Source organism: Streptococcus australis (assembly GCF_019930045.1).
GTDB classification, from domain to species: Bacteria; Bacillota; Bacilli; order Lactobacillales; family Streptococcaceae; genus Streptococcus; species Streptococcus australis_D.
The window spans coordinates 1-17,502 of sequence record NZ_JAHZQQ010000007.1 but is presented as its reverse complement, the minus strand read 5'-3'; the positions used below and the strand labels follow the sequence as shown (position 1 = coordinate 17,502).

The following is a 17,502-nucleotide window of genomic DNA, read 5'->3' as shown; positions in this document are numbered from 1 at the left end:
TATATAAAAGTGGAGTTAAACAAGTGTCGATGTTGAAAAATTTATTTCAACCAATAGCTCCCTTTCCTCTAGGAAGTGGATGTTTGAAAAATGCCCTTATTCGTGGTAAAATAGGGCTAATGAATTTATTGTAATTGAGGTAAAAAACGTGGCTTTTGGAGACAACGGAAAACGCAAAAAAACTTTCTTTGAAAAATTGACCATGCTGGTCATTGTAATTATGTTGATTGTAACGGTTGGAGCAATCTTTGCTGCAGCTTTGGGCGCACTATCCTATTAAGGGACTACCAAGTGATTCTTGGTTATAAAAGGAAAACGATAAACTATGAGTATGTTTTTAGATACAGCCAAGATTAAGGTCAAGGCTGGAAATGGCGGCGATGGCATGGTGGCCTTTCGCCGTGAAAAGTATGTTCCCAATGGCGGTCCTTGGGGAGGCGATGGTGGACGCGGAGGCAATGTCATCTTCGTTGTAGACGAAGGCTTGCGCACGCTGATGGACTTCCGCTATAACCGGCATTTCAAAGCCCAAAATGGCGAGAAAGGAATGACCAAAGGGATGCACGGACGGGGAGCAGAAGACCTATATGTGCGAGTACCGCAAGGGACAACAGTACGAGATGCTGAGACTGGTAAGGTCATTACCGACTTGGTTGAAAATGGACAAGAATACATTGTCGCACACGGTGGCCGTGGAGGACGAGGAAATATCCGTTTTGCAACTCCTAAAAATCCAGCTCCTGAGATTTCAGAAAATGGGGAACCAGGTCAGGAACGCGAACTCAAATTAGAACTCAAGGTCTTAGCAGACGTTGGTTTGGTTGGCTTCCCATCAGTAGGGAAATCAACTCTTCTCAGTGTGATTACTTCTGCTAAGCCAAAAATTGGGGCTTATCATTTTACAACCATCGTTCCAAATTTGGGCATGGTTCGGACACCGTCAGGTGAATCCTTTGCAGTCGCTGACCTTCCTGGATTGATTGAAGGGGCTAGCCAAGGAGTGGGACTAGGAACCCAGTTCCTTCGTCACATTGAGCGCACCCGTGTCATCTTGCATGTCATCGATATGTCAGCCAGTGAAGGACGCGATCCTTATGAAGATTATGTTCAAATCAATAAAGAGCTCGAAACTTATAATCTTCGTTTGATGGAACGTCCTCAGATTATCGTGGCAAATAAGATGGATATGCCGGAGAGCCAGGAAAATTTGAAAGAGTTCAAGAAAAAATTGGCGGCCAACTACGGCGATTTTGATGAACTGCCACATATCTTCCCAATCTCTAGTTTAGCGCATCAAGGTTTGGACAACTTGTTAGAAGCAACAGCAGACTTGTTAGACAAAACACCAGAATTCTTGCTCTATACAGAAGAAGATATGGCGCAAGAAGAAGTCTACTACGGCTTTGATGAGGAACAACCAGCCTTCGAGATTAATCGTGATGATGATGCTTCTTGGATCTTGTCCGGCGATAAGTTAGAGAAGCTCTTCAATATGACCAATTTTGATCGCGATGAGTCTGTCATGAAATTTGCGCGTCAATTGCGTGGAATGGGTGTCGATGAAGCCCTTCGTGCGCGTGGTGCCAAAGATGGAGATATCGTACGTATCGGTAAATTTGAATTTGAATTTGTTGACTAGTTAGAGCTAAAGAGGAGAAGAAGATGGGAGATAAACCTATATCCTTTCGTGATAAAGACGGAAATTTTGTCTCTGCTGCAGACGTTTGGAATGCAGAAAAATTGGAAGAACTCTTTAATAAGCTGAATCCCAAACGTAAGTTACGCTTAGAACGGGAAAAATTAGCAGCATCCAGTGAAAATTAGGAATCAGGAGAAGAAAATGGCAAAAACAATTCACACAGACAAAGCACCGGCAGCAATTGGACCTTATGTTCAAGGAAAAATTGTGGGCAATCTTTTATTTGCAAGTGGGCAAGTACCTCTTTCACCAGAAACTGGTGAAATTGTTGGAGAAACCATCCAAGAACAAACCCAACAAGTGTTGAAGAATATTGCTGCAATCCTTGAGGAAGCTGGAACGGACTTTGATCACGTAGTGAAAACAACTTGTTTCTTAAGTGATATGAATGATTTTGTACCTTTTAACGAGGTTTACAAGACAGCATTTTCAAGTGAATTTCCAGCACGTTCTGCAGTAGAAGTGGCTCGCTTGCCACGCGATGTCAAAATCGAAATTGAAGTCATTGCAGAAGTTTAGTCTCAAAAGAAGGAATGCATTCGGGAAATAAGAATGCTGGAGTGAGAGCCATCGACTGACCAACTGGAAAGATGATGCCCTCCTCCTTTTTTGTAAGGAAAAGGTGATTAGGATGACAGATACAGAAAAGACCATTCAACTGGTCATTGTAACAGGAATGAGTGGTGCAGGAAAGACCGTAGCAATTCAATCCTTTGAAGATATGGGCTATTTCACCATCGACAATATGCCACCAGCTCTCTTGCCGAAGTTCATTGAGCTGATTCAACTTTCGATGGACAATAACAAGTTGGCTCTCGTCGTGGATATGCGTAGTCGGTCTTTCTTTGCAGAAATTCGCTCCATTTTAGACGAATTAGAGAACCACGAAGGGATTGATTTTAAAATTCTCTTTTTGGATGCGACCGATAGTGAATTGGTTGCTCGCTACAAAGAGACTCGTCGTAGCCATCCACTGGCTGCTGATGGGCGTGTCTTGGATGGTATTACATTGGAACGGGAACTTTTGGCTCCACTTAAAAACATGAGTCAAAATGTCATTGATACGACGGAACTAACGCCTCGTAATCTTCGTAAAGTGATTGCTGAACAATTCTCCAGACAGGATAGTCAGCCTGAGTTTCGGATTGAAGTCATGTCCTTTGGCTTTAAGTATGGTTTGCCTTTAGATGCAGACTTGGTCTTTGATGTTCGTTTCCTACCGAATCCTTATTACCAACCAGAGCTACGGAATCAAACGGGCTTGGATGATGATGTCTATAACTATGTCATGGACCATCAAGAATCAGAGGAGTTTTATCGCCATCTTTACGATTTGATTGCTCCCATCTTGCCAGCATACAAACGAGAAGGAAAATCCGTTTTGACAATTGCAGTGGGCTGTACAGGGGGTCAACACCGTTCAGTAGCCTTTGCTGCTCGTCTTGGACGGGATCTAGCGAAAGATTGGACGGTTAATATGAGTCATCGCGACAAAGACCGACGGAAAGAAACGGTGAATCGTTCATGAGAAAACCAAAAATGACCGTCATCGGAGGCGGTACAGGGATTTCCGTCATCTTGGATAGCCTTCGGAAAAAGGATGTTGAAATTACGGCTATTGTGACAGTGGCGGATGATGGGGGTAGTTCTGGGGAACTTCGAAAAAATATTCATCAATTGACACCACCAGGTGACTTGCGAAATGTGCTAGTAGCCATGTCTGACATGCCTCGCTTTTATGAAAAAGTCTTTCAATACCGTTTTGCAGAAGACGATGGACCACTAGCTGGTCATCCTCTTGGGAATTTGATCATTGCCGGGATTTCTGAAATGCAGGGCTCGACCTATAATGCCATGCAATTGCTGACTAAATTTTTCCATACGACAGGAAAAATTTATCCTTCCAGCGATATACCGTTGACCCTTCATGCCGTCTTTATGGATGGGTCAGAGGTGGCTGGTGAGAGTGAAATCGCCCATCATGAGGGGATGATTGATTATGTCTATGTCACCAATACCTATAATGATGAGACACCGAAAGCGAGTCGAAAAGTAGTAGATGCGATTTTAGAAAGTGATATGGTGATTTTAGGACCCGGTTCTCTCTTTACATCAATCCTTCCTAATCTAGTGATTGAAGAGATTGGGCAGGCCTTGCTTGAGACGAAAGCAGAGGTCGCTTATGTCTGCAATATCATGACTCAACGTGGGGAGACAGAACACTTTACCGATAGTGACCATGTTTCCGTCCTTCATAAACACTTGAAGAAGCCGTTTATTGATACTGTTTTAGTCAATATTGAAAAAGTCCCTCAAAAATATATGGACATGAATCGCTTTGATGAATACTTGGTTCAAGTAGAACACGATTTTGCAGGTTTAAAATCGCAGGTTCCCCGAGTTATTTCAAGCAATTTCCTTCGCTTGGAAAACGGCGGCGCCTTCCATGATGGAGGAGCTGTGGTAGATGAGTTGATGCAAATTGTACAGGTGATTAAATGAGTTTTACCATTAAAGTAAAAGAAGAGCTCTTGACCCTTCATCGCTTTGAGAAAAGTGAGTTATCTGCTCTGATTAAGATGTCAGGTAGTTTGGGCTTGAGTATGGGGGGCTTAAGTTTGTCTCTGACAACGGAGAATGCTAAGATTGCCCGCCATATCTATGAATTAATTGTAGAGTTTTATCAGGTCAAATCTGACATTCGTCACCATCAAAAAACCAATTTGAAGAAGAATCGTGTCTATACTGTTTCTATTGATGAAAAAGTCGAAGAGATTCTTGCAGACCTACACTTAGCGGATTCTTTCTTTGGTATTGAGACTGGGATTGACCCGAGAATCTTAGAAGAAGATGAAGCGAGTCGCGCTTATCTGAGAGGGGCTTTCTTAGCAAGTGGGACCATCAAGGATCCGGAGTCTGGCCGCTATCAATTAGAGATTAGCTCTGTTTATTCTGACCATGCCCAGGACTTAGCAAACTTGATGCAACACTTCTTGTTAGATGCAAAGACCATCGAACGCAAAAAAGGAGTCGTTACCTATTTGCAAAGAGCGGAGGATATTATTGATTTCCTCATCTTGGTAGAAGCTAAGCAGGCCATAGAAGAATTTGAGTCTGTCAAGGTTTTGCGAGAGGCGCGCAATGATCTCAATCGAGCCAATAATGCTGAAATGGCCAACATTGCTCGTACAGTTACGGCTAGTATGAAGACCATTAACAATATTGTCAAAATCATGGATACTATTGGATTAGGTGGCCTTCCGGTTGAGCTTCAGGAAGTTGCCTATGTTCGAATTCAGAATCCCGACTATTCTATCCAGCAAATTGCGGATACCCTGAAAACTCCCTTAACCAAAAGTGGGGTCAATCATCGCTTGCGAAAAATCAATAAGATTGCAGACGAGCTAGATAGTCTATAAGAAAAACCTTTGAATTGTTTAATTCAAAGGCTTTTTCTTATAAGCTAGTCGAGTGGACCGGTTGAACTTTCTTGTCTGGATAAATGTAGTTTATCGCATTATTCACCGCAGTCGGAGCCTCGCCTAATCCGGTTGCGATTAAGTCGATTTTCCCTTCGTAGAAGCAACAATCGCCACAAGCGTAGATTCCTTCGCGACTGGTTTCTTGTTTGCGATTCACGAGGATTTTATGACGTTGGAGATCCAAGCCCCATTCTTTTAATTTGCCGACTGAGGATTTGAAGCCGTAGTTGACAAAGAGTTCATCGATGGGGAGTAATTGAGTTTCATCTGATTTAACCTTGGTGATTTCTAGATGGCTGGCACGGCCGTTTTCTCCGATTAAACGACTAGGAACATGAGGAGTTTGAATAGAGACAGAAGAAGCCTTTAATTCCTCAACGCTATGTTCGAGAGCGCGGAAATTATCACGACGATGGACCAGAGTTGTCGGTGCGATTTTCTCAAAGGCCAGGGCCCAATCGACAGCAGAATCTCCTCCGCCTAGAATAGCAACTTGTTTGCCGGCATATTGTTGGATATTTGAAACATGGTAGTGGACGTTCTCGAATTCCTCAGCCCCGTCCACTTCTAAAGGACGTGGTTTAAAGGCACCACCGCCCATCGCAATAATAACAGCACGACTGAAATGCTGGCCTTTATTGGTTTCAATAAGGAAGTGATCTACGTTTTTATGAATGTCTAAAACAGTTTCATTCAAACAAATGTCGGTCTCGAATGTTTCTAATTGATCGATCAACCGTTGGGACAATTCTTCTCCAGTTAAGTTCGTAAAACCAGGGACATCCAGGATTCGTTTTTCAGGATAGAGAATAGCGGGTTGACCACCTAGTTGAGGAAGGGAATCAATCAATTTCACTTTTACTTGACGCATATGGCCATAGAAGGCAGCAAAGAGCCCAACAGGGCCACCGCCGATAATGGTAATGTCATAGATTTCAGACATGATATCTCCTTTGTGATGTGTAACTAATCCTATTGTATCATAATTCGGAGTTAAATAGAAAGTGGAGGAGAATACAGGGATAGAAAAGGATGAATCAGGGGATTGAGAGATATTTTTTAAAAATAATGTTCGGTTTATTTACAAGTGTTCGATAATCTGATAGAATAAATTATTATTATTTTTATTTATAAGGAGATTATTCAAAAATGCAATTTGATTTTTGGGTTAAGGTTGCGACCGAATTTATTGCAACAGCATTATTGATTATTTTAGGAAATGGTGCCGTTGCAAACGTTGAGTTGAAGGGGACCAAGGGGCATCAAAGTGGATGGCTCGTGATTGCGATTGGCTACGGAATAGGTGTTATGATGCCAGCCTTGATGTTTGGTAACGTTTCTGGTAACCATATCAACCCTGCCTTTACGATTGGTCTTGCAGTTAGCGGACTCTTCCCTTGGGAAAATGTTTTATACTACATCGTTGCTCAACTTCTTGGGGCGATGTTTGGGCAATTGGTTGTCGTTGCGACTCACCGTCCTTACTACCTTCAAACGGAGAATCCAAACAATATCTTGGGAACATTCTCAACGATTTCTAGCTTGGATAAAGGAACTCCAGAATCACGTAAAGCAGCAACCATCAATGGTTTCGTCAATGAGTTTGCTGGATCATTCGTCCTTTTCTTCGGTGCACTTGCCTTGACAAAACACTTCTTTGGTGCAGAGGTTGCTTCTCTAGCTCAAAGAGCAGCGACTGAGCAGGGAGGGATTTTTGATGCTTCTTCAACAGCCGCAAAATTGGCTTTGTCACAAGCACATGCTCCTGGTTTAGGAGTGGCTCACTTGGCACTTGGATTCCTCGTTATGGCTTTGGTGACATCACTTGGTGGTCCTACAGGACCTGGTTTGAACCCTGCACGTGACCTTGGTCCACGTTTGGTTCACGCTTTCCTTCCAAAATCTGTTTTAGGTGAACACAAGGGAGATTCAAAATGGTGGTACGCTTGGGTACCAGTTGTAGCACCAATCTTGGCTGCAATCGTTGCTATTGCCCTCTTTACCTTCCTTTATAAGTAAGACCAGAACACTTTTCGTAGACATTACGGAAAGTGTTTTTTTAAGAAAGTTTCGTGTAGAAACAATAATTAAGTCTATTTTTTTATGGGGCTTTAATTGTGTTATTTTAATAAAGGAGTTAGTAGCTTGTTAATTATAATTATTACCATCTGCTTATTATTTTTATATTTCTTAATGCATCATCTAATTCAGCAGTCAAAGAATCCTACAGGAATACTCGGGAAAGGAATGATGAAAATTTGGAATTATACTTATTTTCCTATGTATGTGTGGGCAACCAGACAACTGGATAAAAATGATGTCCATAGAATACTAGATGTAGGAGTAGGAAACGGTCGTTCAAGTATCTTTTTAAAAGAAATCTATCCAAGAAGTACAGTTATAGGAATCGATAGTTCAGCAACTGCTATCTCAGAAGCGAAGGATTCTGAAAGTTTAAACCTTAAGTTTGAACGAAAAGATGTTAGAAAGACAGGTTATCCTGATGAAACGTTTGATTTAATAACAGGCTTTCAAACGCATTTTCATTGGGAGGATATAGAGACTTCATTTACGGAGTTAAGAAGAGTTCTTACATCAGATGGACTGCTTTTGCTAGCTTGTGAATGTCAAAAATTAGTTTATTTCTTGCCACAATTCAGAGTGGAGGATGAGTTTAGTAAGTTCTTGTCGTCAAAAGGACTGAATCTTTTAACAAGTCAGAAGAGTGGGCGATGGATTCTTTATAAGATTGTAAAAGAGACGAATTAAGTCAGTAAATGCTTATTATTAGGAGTAGGGATGAAAGAAAGGAATCTAATAGAAGCTAATAGAAGAGCTGATCATTTTAGTTTTCTATATTATTTGCATGAGAAGAAAGTGTTTCATTCGGAGTCACTTGCTGCTCTTTGTCAGTACCTAGTAGCATTGGAATCAGTCAGCATCGAGCAACTAAGAGACTTGCGTTGGATTGAAAATCAAATCTTGCGCCATCTGGTCTATCATTTTGATGAGAATGATCTAAGTAGAATTCGCAATCTCCCAACGAATTACTGGGAGGAATTTGAAAGATTAGAACAAGCAGTGTTAAACCTCTATGACCGTTATGAATGAAAGGATTTTCCAAAATCTGAAATTCAAGAATAATTTTGAAGATAAAATGACGGTGAGAGATGAATTCCTTTAACTTTTTCTTGACAATCTATAGAATTCCGTGTAAAATAGAATAGATCTTGAACTTGAAGGGAGTGAAAAACATGTCAAAAACAGTAGTACGTAAGAATGAATCTCTTGACGATGCTCTTCGTCGTTTCAAACGTGCGGTTACTAAAGCTGGTACTCTTCAAGAAACACGCAAACGTGAATTCTATGAAAAACCTTCTGTAAAACGCAAACGTAAATCAGAAGCAGCTCGTAAACGTAAAAAATTCTAATTGAATACAAGAACAGACTTCGGTCTGTTTTTTGTTTCTCTAGAAAAATTGTAGACAAAAAGATCCGACCTTCTAGCTAGAAGATCGGATCTTTTTATCTGATTATTTGTTAGCAAGCAAGTCGCGGATTTCAGCAAGCAACTCTTCTTGAGTAGGAGCAGCAACTTCTTCTTCAGCAGCTTCTTCTTTTTTACCAAGGTTTTGAGCTTTCTCAGCAGCTTTCACTACGAAGAAAAGAACAGTACCGATAACAAGGAAGTTGATTACAGCGCTCAAGAAGCTACCGTATGCAACACCGTTCCAAGTCAATTCAGCAATCTTTTCAACACCAGCGGCTTTCAAAGCTGGGTTCAAAATAAGTGGAGTGATGATGTCGTTTACAAATGATGTAACGATAGCTCCAAATGCAGCTCCGATGATAACTGCAACAGCAAGGTCAACAACGTTTCCACGAAGGAGGAAGTTTTTCAATTCTTTCAACATATCCTAAATATGTCCTTTCATAATAAATTTTTACAGAGCATAGTATAACTGAAATTTTTTTCGTATTCAATAAATATGCTCAAATTTTTTTAAAAAGTTGATTTAAGAAAAATGGAGGCTTTCAAAACTCAGGAAAAATGTGGAAAAATCGGGTGAAAATCAATGCGGATGATTTACAATTGACAAAAATTAGTTTAAAATAGTTAATGATATTCTATGGTAAAATGGAGGCACTGTTTATGGTTGACAAACAACTGATTTCAGAAATAAAAAACAGTGTGAATATTGTAGATGTAATCGGAGAAGTCGTTCAATTGACAAAGGCAGGACGAAACTTTTTAGGTCTCTGCCCTTTTCATGGTGAAAAGACGCCTTCTTTCAATGTGGTCGAGGATAAACAATTCTATCATTGTTTTGGTTGTGGTCGCTCAGGCGATGTTTTTAAGTTTATCGAAGACTATCGTGGTGTCTCCTTCATGGAAGCTGTTCAAATTGTCGGAGATCAGGTGGGCATTCGTGTCCAGACTCTTCCTCCAAGTCAGTCTAGGCCCCAACAAGCAGATGGGAAACAGCCCTTCTATGAGATCCATCAAGAGGCTGCCAAGTTCTATCATGCCATCCTGATGACGACAAAGATGGGTGAAGAGGCTCGGCAATACTTGTATGATCGAGGGCTTGATGATGAGGTTCTTCGGCATTTTCAAATAGGGCTTGCACCAGCAGAAGGAAATTATCTGCTTCAGAGTGTTTCAGGGAAGTTTTCAGAAAATATTCTGGCCGACTCAGGTTTATTTCATATTAGTGATAGGGGGACCATGTATGATGCGTTTCAAGATCGCATCATGTTTCCCTTGTCGGATGATACTGGCCGAGTCATTGCCTTTTCTGGTCGACTCTGGCGTGAACCAGTTGAGGGAGCAAAGCCTCAGGGGAAATACAAGAACAGCCGCGCTACGCTCCTTTTTAACAAGAGTTATGAGCTCTACCATTTGGACAAGGCCAAGCAGGTCGCTAAGAAGAACCATGAGCTTTATCTGATGGAAGGATTCATGGATGTCATCGCAGCCTACCGAGCTGGGATTGAGAATGCCGTTGCTTCTATGGGGACAGCCCTCACACAGGAACATGTGGCTCATCTGAGCAAATTTACCAAAAAGGTTATCTTGGCCTATGATGGGGATAAGGCGGGAAGGCTGGCGACAGCAAAGGCTTTGGAGGTCCTAGAAAAACAGGAGGTAGAGGTCGTCCAGATTCCTGATCAGATGGACCCAGACGAGTATCTCAATAAGAATTCTCCTCAGGCTTTGGCGGACTTATTGGAAAAAACACGTCTCAGTCGGGTAGAGTTTCTCATGGATTATTGGAAGCCAGACAATATTGAAAATTTGCAGGCGCAGATTGAATTTGTTGAAAAAATGGCTCCCTTAATAGCTCAGACGCCATCTGTAACGGCACAGAATACCTATATTTATAAATTAGCTGATCTCTTGGTAGACTTTGATTATTTGCAGGTGGAACAAACAGTTAATGCTAGTCGCCTACAGATGCGGAATCAGCGTCAGGAGCAAGGGAAAATTCAGACACAGGCTCCAGTTGCTAGTCCAACTGTTGTCCAGAAGCAGTTGCCTCGCTTGGTTCGGGCTGAGAATCATCTTCTTCATCGGATGAACGCTTTTTCTTATGTTTTGAATGAATATCGTCTTCGGACAGATTTTTCATTTGATACCCCTGCCTTGCAAACCTTGTACCAACTTCTTTGTCAAAATGGAGAAGTGACATCGCAGGATTTGTCAGAGCAGACAGAGGAAGTCCAACGGGCCTGGTATCTGATGTTAGAAGAAAATTTACCAGATGAAATAGCGGAGAATGAGCTGGAAGAAGTGGAAGAAACGAGAAATCGTGAGCTTCTCCGTAAAGAAAGTCAACAAATAGGGAAAAAAGTCCGAGAAGCCTCTCACAGTGGAGATGCGGATCAGGCTTTATTGGAACTCGAGCGACTAATCGCTCAAAAAAGAAGAATGGAGTAGGAATGGCGAAAGAACAAAAAGATATCACAACTTTAGATGTCCAAATTGCAGAGTTTATTCGTAGTCATAAGAAAAGTGGTACTGCAACAGATGATGAAATCAATGATCAATTGGTCATTCCTTTTACCTTGGATGCCGATGGAATTGATGATTTGTTGCAACGGATTCAAGATGCTGGGATTTCCATCACGGATAAGGAAGGAAATCCAAGCGCGCGTGTCTTGAACACCGAAGAGGAAGAACCAGAGTTGACGGATGAGGAATTGCTTGGAAGTAACTCTGCCAAGGTCAATGACCCTGTTCGGATGTATTTGAAAGAAATTGGGGTCGTTCCTCTTTTAACCAATGAAGAAGAGCAAGAATTGGCCATCTTAGTGGAACAAGGGGATTTGGAAGCTAAGCAACGTTTGGCAGAAGCCAACCTTCGTTTGGTTGTTTCCATTGCGAAACGCTATGTTGGTCGTGGGATGCAATTCCTAGATTTGATCCAAGAAGGAAATATGGGCTTGATGAAGGCCGTTGATAAGTTTGACTATACAAAAGGCTTCAAGTTTTCTACCTATGCCACTTGGTGGATCCGTCAGGCCATCACTCGTGCTATTGCAGACCAAGCGCGTACCATTCGGATCCCTGTTCACATGGTGGAAACCATTAACAAATTGGTTCGGGAACAACGCAATCTCTTGCAAGAATTGGGACAAGACCCAACACCAGAACAAATCGCTGAACGCATGGATATGACGCCAGATAAGGTACGTGAAATCTTGAAAATTGCCCAAGAACCTGTTTCTTTGGAAACGCCAATCGGGGAAGAAGACGATAGCCATTTGGGGGATTTCATCGAAGACGAAGTGATCGAAAACCCAGTAGACTATACTACTCGTGTGGTTTTACGCGAACAATTGGATGAAGTCCTCGATACTTTGACAGATCGGGAAGAAAACGTCCTTCGTCTCCGTTTCGGTTTGGATGATGGAAAAATGCGGACCTTGGAAGATGTGGGCAAAGTCTTTAACGTGACCCGTGAACGGATCCGTCAGATCGAAGCCAAAGCCCTCCGTAAACTCCGCCACCCAAGCAGAAGCAAACCATTGCGTGACTTTATAGAGGATTAAAAAGATCCTGCGGATCTTTTTAACCCGAGCCCAGAAATTCAAAAGCGAGGCTGGTCCAGTGGACATTTTTAACAGTCGCCTAGAAATGAAGAAGCGACCTAGGTCCGGGGGACCTTTTTAACCCGAGCCGAGAAATTCGGAAGCGAGGCAAGGTTGGGTGAACTGTTATGGAGGCCTAAGGATAAAGGTCTTGCTTTAAACAAAAATATTCTTCATGGGGTTGAACCGAGTGAAGAAGGAGTGAAGAATGAGTTATACGACAGAAGAAATCGAACAAATTAAAAACCGTATTCTTGAAAATCTAGAGCAGGTCATCGATCCTGAATTAGGGATTGATATTGTCAACCTTGGTTTAGTCTACGAAATTCGGTTTGATGGTGAAACTGGTGAAACAGAAATCGATATGACCCTAACCACTATGGGGTGTCCATTGGCAGACTTGCTGACGGATCAGATTTATGATGCCTTAACAGGAATGGAAGAAGTGACTAAGGTCGATGTAAAATTGGTCTGGTATCCAGCTTGGACGGTTGAAAAGATGAGCCGCTATGCGCGGATTGCATTGGGAATTAAATAAAATTGATTTAAAGGAGGGACAGATGTTCCTCTTTTTTTTATGAAGATGGTTTGGATGTCAAATAGTACGAACATTCTACCTTCTTTTACGATTATATCTTGCAATCACTTCTTAGTAAGGTTATAATAGAATCATTATTAAATTAAGGAGAAGATTATGAATCAGTACCCTTTGGTCTACTTAGACCATGTTCAAAAAGTGTATGGTAAACATATTGCCTTAGGTGATGTGAGTGTCAATATTCAACCGGGTCGTATCATTGGTTTGTTAGGGCCAAACGGAAGTGGGAAAACCACTATTATCAAATTAGTGAATGGGCTCTTGCAACCTACTTCAGGTAATGTCTACATCCATGGCCAAGTACCGTCTGCAAAAACCAAACAAGTCGTTTCTTATTTGCCAGATACAACTTATTTGGATGAAAATATGAAGATTTCAGAAACAATCCGTTTCTTCCAAGACTTCTATAAGGATTTCAATGCTCAACGTGCTTATCAATTGTTGAATGATTTACATTTGCACCCAGAGCAAAAATTGAAACAACTCTCTAAAGGGAATAAGGAAAAAGTTCAATTAATTTTAGTCATGAGCCGTGAAGCGGATTTGTACATTCTTGATGAACCTATTGGTGGAGTGGACCCTGCTGCGCGTGATTACATTCTTAGAACCATCATTCAAAATCGTCGTCCAAACTCATCTGTATTGATTTCAACCCATTTGATTGCGGACGTTGAACAAGTCTTGGATGAAGCGCTCTTTATCAATCAAGGTCGTATTCTGTTGCATGAAAACACAACTGTTCTTCGCAACCAATACGGTAAATCGATTGATGAGATCTTCCGTGAACAATTTAGAATGTATTAGGAGGTTCTTATGTTTGGGAAATTAATGAAATATGAATTAAAAGCAACCTATAAGTGGTATCTCATTATTTCGGGTGTGCTTGCTATTCTCTCCATTTTTGCTGGTCTATTAGCTTCTAGTGTTATAACTGGGGCATCAACTTTCACAGAAAATACAGCCTTAACTATTGGGAGTATTGTTGTTTTGGTCATTTTTGCGGGTTACATTGGCTTGACCTTAACCAACTATATCATTATTATTCGTCGTTTTTACAACAATATTTTTGGTCGTGAAGGTTATTTGACCTGGACCTTGCCAACTGGATCTCATACTGTTTTACTTGTAAAAGTAACATCAGCTTTGATTTGGAGTATCTTCTGTTTTATTAGCTTGGTTCTTTCTTTGCTTATTTTCTTAGGAGTGATCGGCCTCGCTCAACAACAGAATATTTTTGATTTGCTTGGTCCATTGTTCGAGCATATTGGGTCATCTCTTATTTGGCAAAGCTTGCTATTTCAAGTGTTAGCGACTATTTCAGGTATTTTAATGCTCTACTGTGCCATCTCACTGGGTCAGCTCTTCATTAACAATCGTATCGTGATGGCCTTCGTCTTTGGATTTATCCTTTGGGTTGTACTAAGTATCATTGGAAGATTGTTCCCTTCTATATCTATTTCAGAACTTTCAAGAACTGCAACTATGTCTTCTGATACTCTTAGTGATATCTTGGTTGTTAACTTTATTCCTGCCTATATCTATGAAGTGGTGAAAATTGTAGCGATGTATTTCACGGTACATTATGTAACAAAATTCAAACTAAACTTGCAATAAAAGTGAAAGAGGGAAGAGATCCCTCTTTTTCTTTTGCCATTTTACCCAAAAAATGATACACTTGAGTATATCATTTTGGGGTCGTTACGGATTCGACAGGCATTATGAGGCATATTTTGCGACTCGTGTGGCGACGTAAACGCTCAGTTAAATATAACTGCAAAAAATAACACTTCTTACGCTCTAGCTGCCTAAAAACCAGCAGGCGTGACCCGATTCGGATTGCTCGTGTCTGATGACAGGTCTTAATTTTAGCGAGATACGATCAAACTTTGTCTAGCAGTTTGATAAGAGATTAATAGACTCGCAGTTCCTAGGCTTGAGTTATGTGTCGAGGAGCTGTTAAAGCAATACATAACCTATGGTTGTAGACAAATATGTTAGCAGATGTTTGGACGTGGGTTCGACTCCCACCGGCTCCATATATACTTTCTAAAGTTTTCTAAAACTTTCTAAAACGTTGTAAATACAACGTTTTTTGTTTTATACTTTCTATTCCTTTTTGAACCTTTTTGAAACTGGCAGACCCAAAAACAGACCCTTTTTTGTCCAAAGGGTCTGTTTTTATGTTATTTGTTTAAAAATCAATATAGTTTGCGAATTTCTCACCAATGTCGTCCTTAGCCTCTCTGGTGATGTGCGTATAGATGTTCATGGTTGTTTTTAAATCCGAGTGTCCAAGTCTGTATTGGACCTGCTTGAGTGTCATTCCAGCTTCAAAGCATAGGCTGGCATGTGTGTGGCGGAATCCATGGATCCTAATCGGACGCATATCCGAATCTTTGACAATTTGTTGTAGCCATTTACGTGGTAGTGTTCCCGGTATTGGTTTTCCAAATTCATTTTCAAAGATATAAGTAGTAGTAGGATTCATTTCTCTCCACTCAGTAAGGAGTTCACTTGTCTTTTTGTCCAAGCTAATTAATCGGTTACTACTTTTGTTTTTTGTAGCACCGACAGATTCCCCGTCAAATCCTCTCGTAATGGCTTTGTTTATGCTCAGAGTGTTATTGGTCCAGTCTTCCCATTTGAGGGCTAAAACCTCCCCTTTTCGAGCTCCTGTAAAGGCTAGAAGCCGAAAGAGGACTTTCTTTCTTAGTTCATCTGTTTTATCTACTAACTTAAGGAAAGTTTTTAGTTCATTTTTGTCGTAAAAATCGCTATCTGTATCAACTCGCTTCTTGACAAGCGTCGTTACACTCTCGACCGGATTGGTTGAGATGTATCCGTGTCTGATAGCGTATTTACATATGTTATTCAACAGGCCTTTCATCTTACGGCCATAGACTAACTTCTTAGACCAGGAATTGACTTGTTCTTGAAGCTGAAGAGGAGTGAGAGAAGATATTTTTTGATCTCCTAAATTCGGATAAATATGATTTTTTATATTCCGTTCGGTCTTGATGTAGGTGCTATCCTGTACTGTGTCGGCATATTCCTTGAGCCATTTTTCAGCGACTTCCTCGACAGTGATTTCCTTGACAGTGATTTCCTCGCTATTTTTAAGGTCAGTTTGAAGTTGGAGAAGTGCTGCTCTTGCCTTGGCTTTTGTCGGGAAGCCCTGACGCTTTACATACTTGTCTTTTCCATTTTCTTTGCCGACATAAATTCTGAACTTATAGGCTGTGTCGCCATTTTTCTTTTTATATGACTTAATTTCCATTGCGTTTCACCTCATTTCTTGTTAAAATGGGTATAGTAAAGAGGGCTTTTTAATGCCATTCTTTCTATACAGCACATCCTCACATTTTAGCTTGCAGGCGATTGTGGGGATTTTTTATTTTCTTAAGACTTTCAACTTAATTTGTATCTTGAATGAATCCTTGACAGTACGAAGTTTATCGCTTTCTGGATCAATATCTTTGTAATCACCACCATAAATTTTAGCAATTTTTATAACTTCATTATTTGAATCTGCGGTTAATCTTAATACTTTTCTATTTTTAGACTTAGTTACATAGCCTAAGTGATAACCTCGAACCACAATTTTAACTGCATTAGGGTCAAATTGGTTATCCATTTCAGGGACAAAGTCTACATCTGAAAGTTCAAAAGGGGAATATTTGTAAAATCTATCACTAAAAATCAACTCCTCTTTAATTTCTTTAGCAGTACATCCTAAATAAGGTGCATCATCTGCTTCTTTTATGAGTTCTTGACATAAATCTGAGAAAGATTCCTGGTGATAAGATATTCCTTTCACTTTCAGAACAACATCATAAATAGTCCTCTCATCAATTTCCTGTCTTTTTATTTCATCTTCTATTCGAATAGCCAATAGTTTATTCAGCTCTTCAATTTCATACTCTAGTTGTTCAGTATTAGATTGCTTAGGAAAAACACTAATCAAAAAGAGAAGAACTAAACTGCCAATAATAAAAGAGAAAATTGTTAGTAGTATATTTCCAACAATACTAAGCAGAAAAACAGATATTAAAGTCAGCAAAACCAAAAAGGCTATCAGAGACCTTTGGTTTTCCAGTTTACTAATTGTTTTTCTGTGTTCATCTATTAGTTCTTTGATTTCCTTTTCTGTAAGAGTAGTAAACATATAGCACCTTAACCTTAATTTTCAGATGGCATGAAGTTTCCGACTATTTTTCCAATAATTCTAGGACCTTCATCAAATGGTGCGAATTTATCTTTATATTTTGGATTAAGTGAGACTAAACGCAATCCATCAGGTTCACGATAAACCTTTTTAATATACGTTTGACCGTCCCAATCAACGGCATAAACCGCTCCGTCATAATCAAAACCTGTTTCTTTGATAAGAACGACCTCTCCATTCATATACTTAGGTTCCATGGAATCTCCGAAAACCCAAGAAGCAAAATCGTGATCTAGGTCTTTGTCATAAAAAACAGTGTCATAGTTCCCATCGTTGAAGTATGAGAATCCAGTACCAGCTGATAGCTTTTCATACACTTTATATTCGATAAATTGCAAGAATAAGTGCAACATTTACTTGAACTCATCCTCTAGAGCTTCACAAGCAGTTCTGTAAGCTAAAC

At 40.4% G+C, this 17,502-nt stretch carries 20 protein-coding genes, 1 other RNA gene and 1 pseudogene; 17 read left to right on the top strand and 5 right to left on the bottom strand.

Annotation, left to right across the window (positions count from 1 at the left end; genetic code table 11):
- Positions 1 to 148: 148 nt before the first annotated feature.
- From K1J10_RS02555 to whiA, 7 genes are all read left to right on the top strand, one after another.
- Positions 149 to 280: a DUF4044 domain-containing protein gene (locus tag K1J10_RS02555; RefSeq protein ID WP_006596603.1), complete on the top strand. Its 132-nt coding sequence runs from the start codon at positions 149 to 151 to the stop codon at positions 278 to 280.
- A gap of 45 nt (positions 281 to 325) precedes the next feature.
- Positions 326 to 1,639, top strand: a complete 1,314-nt coding sequence (gene obgE / locus K1J10_RS02550; RefSeq protein WP_223355770.1) for a GTPase ObgE — start codon at positions 326 to 328, stop codon at positions 1,637 to 1,639.
- A gap of 23 nt (positions 1,640 to 1,662) precedes the next feature.
- Positions 1,663 to 1,824 (top strand): hypothetical protein, encoded by a 162-nt coding sequence (locus K1J10_RS02545; protein WP_006596601.1) that lies wholly within the window; start codon positions 1,663 to 1,665, stop codon positions 1,822 to 1,824.
- A 16-nt stretch (positions 1,825 to 1,840) separates the two neighbouring features.
- On the top strand, positions 1,841 to 2,218 hold the full coding sequence (locus K1J10_RS02540) for a RidA family protein (protein ID WP_117744069.1): 378 nt from the start codon (positions 1,841 to 1,843) through the stop codon (positions 2,216 to 2,218).
- Positions 2,219 to 2,330: 112 nt separating this feature from the next.
- Positions 2,331 to 3,227 carry an RNase adapter RapZ gene (gene rapZ / locus K1J10_RS02535; protein WP_223355769.1) on the top strand — a complete coding sequence of 299 codons (897 nt, stop codon included), beginning with the start codon at positions 2,331 to 2,333 and terminating at the stop codon, positions 3,225 to 3,227.
- Positions 3,224 to 4,201 (top strand): YvcK family protein, encoded by a 978-nt coding sequence (locus tag K1J10_RS02530; protein WP_223355768.1) that lies wholly within the window; start codon positions 3,224 to 3,226, stop codon positions 4,199 to 4,201. Before rapZ ends, K1J10_RS02530 begins: the two co-directional genes overlap by 4 nt.
- Complete coding sequence (whiA, locus tag K1J10_RS02525) at positions 4,198 to 5,118, top strand: DNA-binding protein WhiA (RefSeq protein WP_223355767.1); 921 nt, start codon at positions 4,198 to 4,200, stop codon at positions 5,116 to 5,118. Before K1J10_RS02530 ends, whiA begins: the two co-directional genes overlap by 4 nt.
- A gap of 37 nt (positions 5,119 to 5,155) precedes the next feature.
- On the opposite strand, the gene K1J10_RS02520 is transcribed toward whiA, so the two are convergent.
- Complete coding sequence (locus K1J10_RS02520) at positions 5,156 to 6,124, bottom strand: NAD(P)/FAD-dependent oxidoreductase (RefSeq protein ID WP_126404038.1); 969 nt, start codon at positions 6,122 to 6,124, stop codon at positions 5,156 to 5,158.
- Positions 6,125 to 6,330: 206 nt separating this feature from the next.
- Here K1J10_RS02520 and gla point away from each other — a divergent pair, with 206 nt between their 5' ends.
- The 4 genes from gla to rpsU all read left to right on the top strand — a co-directional run bounded on the left by gla (position 6,331) and on the right by rpsU (position 8,612).
- Positions 6,331 to 7,200 (top strand): aquaglyceroporin Gla, encoded by an 870-nt coding sequence (gene gla, locus K1J10_RS02515; protein ID WP_048689380.1) that lies wholly within the window; start codon positions 6,331 to 6,333, stop codon positions 7,198 to 7,200.
- A 126-nt stretch (positions 7,201 to 7,326) separates the two neighbouring features.
- Entirely contained in the window at positions 7,327 to 7,950 is a 624-nt protein-coding gene (locus tag K1J10_RS02510) for a class I SAM-dependent methyltransferase (protein ID WP_223355766.1), read from the top strand.
- A gap of 30 nt (positions 7,951 to 7,980) precedes the next feature.
- Complete coding sequence (locus K1J10_RS02505) at positions 7,981 to 8,292, top strand: hypothetical protein (protein ID WP_223355765.1); 312 nt, start codon at positions 7,981 to 7,983, stop codon at positions 8,290 to 8,292.
- Between the two features lie 143 nt (positions 8,293 to 8,435).
- On the top strand, positions 8,436 to 8,612 hold the full coding sequence (rpsU, locus tag K1J10_RS02500; RefSeq protein ID WP_000048054.1) for a 30S ribosomal protein S21: 177 nt from the start codon (positions 8,436 to 8,438) through the stop codon (positions 8,610 to 8,612).
- 102 nt (positions 8,613 to 8,714) lie between these two features.
- Here the strand turns inward: rpsU and mscL are convergent, their stop codons facing one another.
- Positions 8,715 to 9,095, bottom strand: a complete 381-nt coding sequence (gene mscL / locus K1J10_RS02495) for a large conductance mechanosensitive channel protein MscL (RefSeq protein WP_223355764.1) — start codon at positions 9,093 to 9,095, stop codon at positions 8,715 to 8,717.
- Positions 9,096 to 9,334: 239 nt separating this feature from the next.
- On the opposite strand from mscL, the gene dnaG reads away from it, so the two are divergent.
- The 6 genes from dnaG (at position 9,335) to ssrA (ending at position 14,913) form a co-directional block, all read left to right on the top strand.
- A complete protein-coding gene (gene dnaG, locus K1J10_RS02490) occupies positions 9,335 to 11,122 on the top strand; it encodes a DNA primase (RefSeq protein WP_223355763.1) in 1,788 nt (595 codons plus the stop codon).
- 2 nt (positions 11,123 to 11,124) lie between these two features.
- Complete coding sequence (gene rpoD / locus K1J10_RS02485; RefSeq protein ID WP_006596591.1) at positions 11,125 to 12,237, top strand: RNA polymerase sigma factor RpoD; 1,113 nt, start codon at positions 11,125 to 11,127, stop codon at positions 12,235 to 12,237.
- Positions 12,238 to 12,484: 247 nt separating this feature from the next.
- Positions 12,485 to 12,814: a metal-sulfur cluster assembly factor gene (locus K1J10_RS02480; RefSeq protein ID WP_006596590.1), complete on the top strand. Its 330-nt coding sequence runs from the start codon at positions 12,485 to 12,487 to the stop codon at positions 12,812 to 12,814.
- Between the two features lie 156 nt (positions 12,815 to 12,970).
- Entirely contained in the window at positions 12,971 to 13,678 is a 708-nt protein-coding gene (locus K1J10_RS02475) for an ABC transporter ATP-binding protein (RefSeq protein WP_023022796.1), read from the top strand.
- Positions 13,679 to 13,687: 9 nt separating this feature from the next.
- Positions 13,688 to 14,488, top strand: a complete 801-nt coding sequence (locus tag K1J10_RS02470; protein WP_223355762.1) for an ABC transporter ATP-binding protein — start codon at positions 13,688 to 13,690, stop codon at positions 14,486 to 14,488.
- A gap of 77 nt (positions 14,489 to 14,565) precedes the next feature.
- Positions 14,566 to 14,913: a transfer-messenger RNA gene (gene ssrA, locus K1J10_RS02465) on the top strand.
- Positions 14,914 to 15,065: 152 nt separating this feature from the next.
- Here the strand turns inward: ssrA and K1J10_RS02460 are convergent.
- The 3 genes and pseudogenes from K1J10_RS02460 to K1J10_RS02450 all read right to left on the bottom strand — a co-directional run.
- On the bottom strand, positions 15,066 to 16,151 hold the full coding sequence (locus tag K1J10_RS02460) for a tyrosine-type recombinase/integrase (protein ID WP_223355761.1): 1,086 nt from the start codon (positions 16,149 to 16,151) through the stop codon (positions 15,066 to 15,068).
- 114 nt (positions 16,152 to 16,265) lie between these two features.
- Entirely contained in the window at positions 16,266 to 17,039 is a 774-nt protein-coding gene (locus tag K1J10_RS02455; protein ID WP_125329598.1) for an HIRAN domain-containing protein, read from the bottom strand.
- A 14-nt stretch (positions 17,040 to 17,053) separates the two neighbouring features.
- Positions 17,054 to 17,422: pseudogene (locus K1J10_RS02450) on the bottom strand (S24 family peptidase); the annotation flags it as partial.
- Positions 17,423 to 17,502 lie beyond the last annotated feature (80 nt).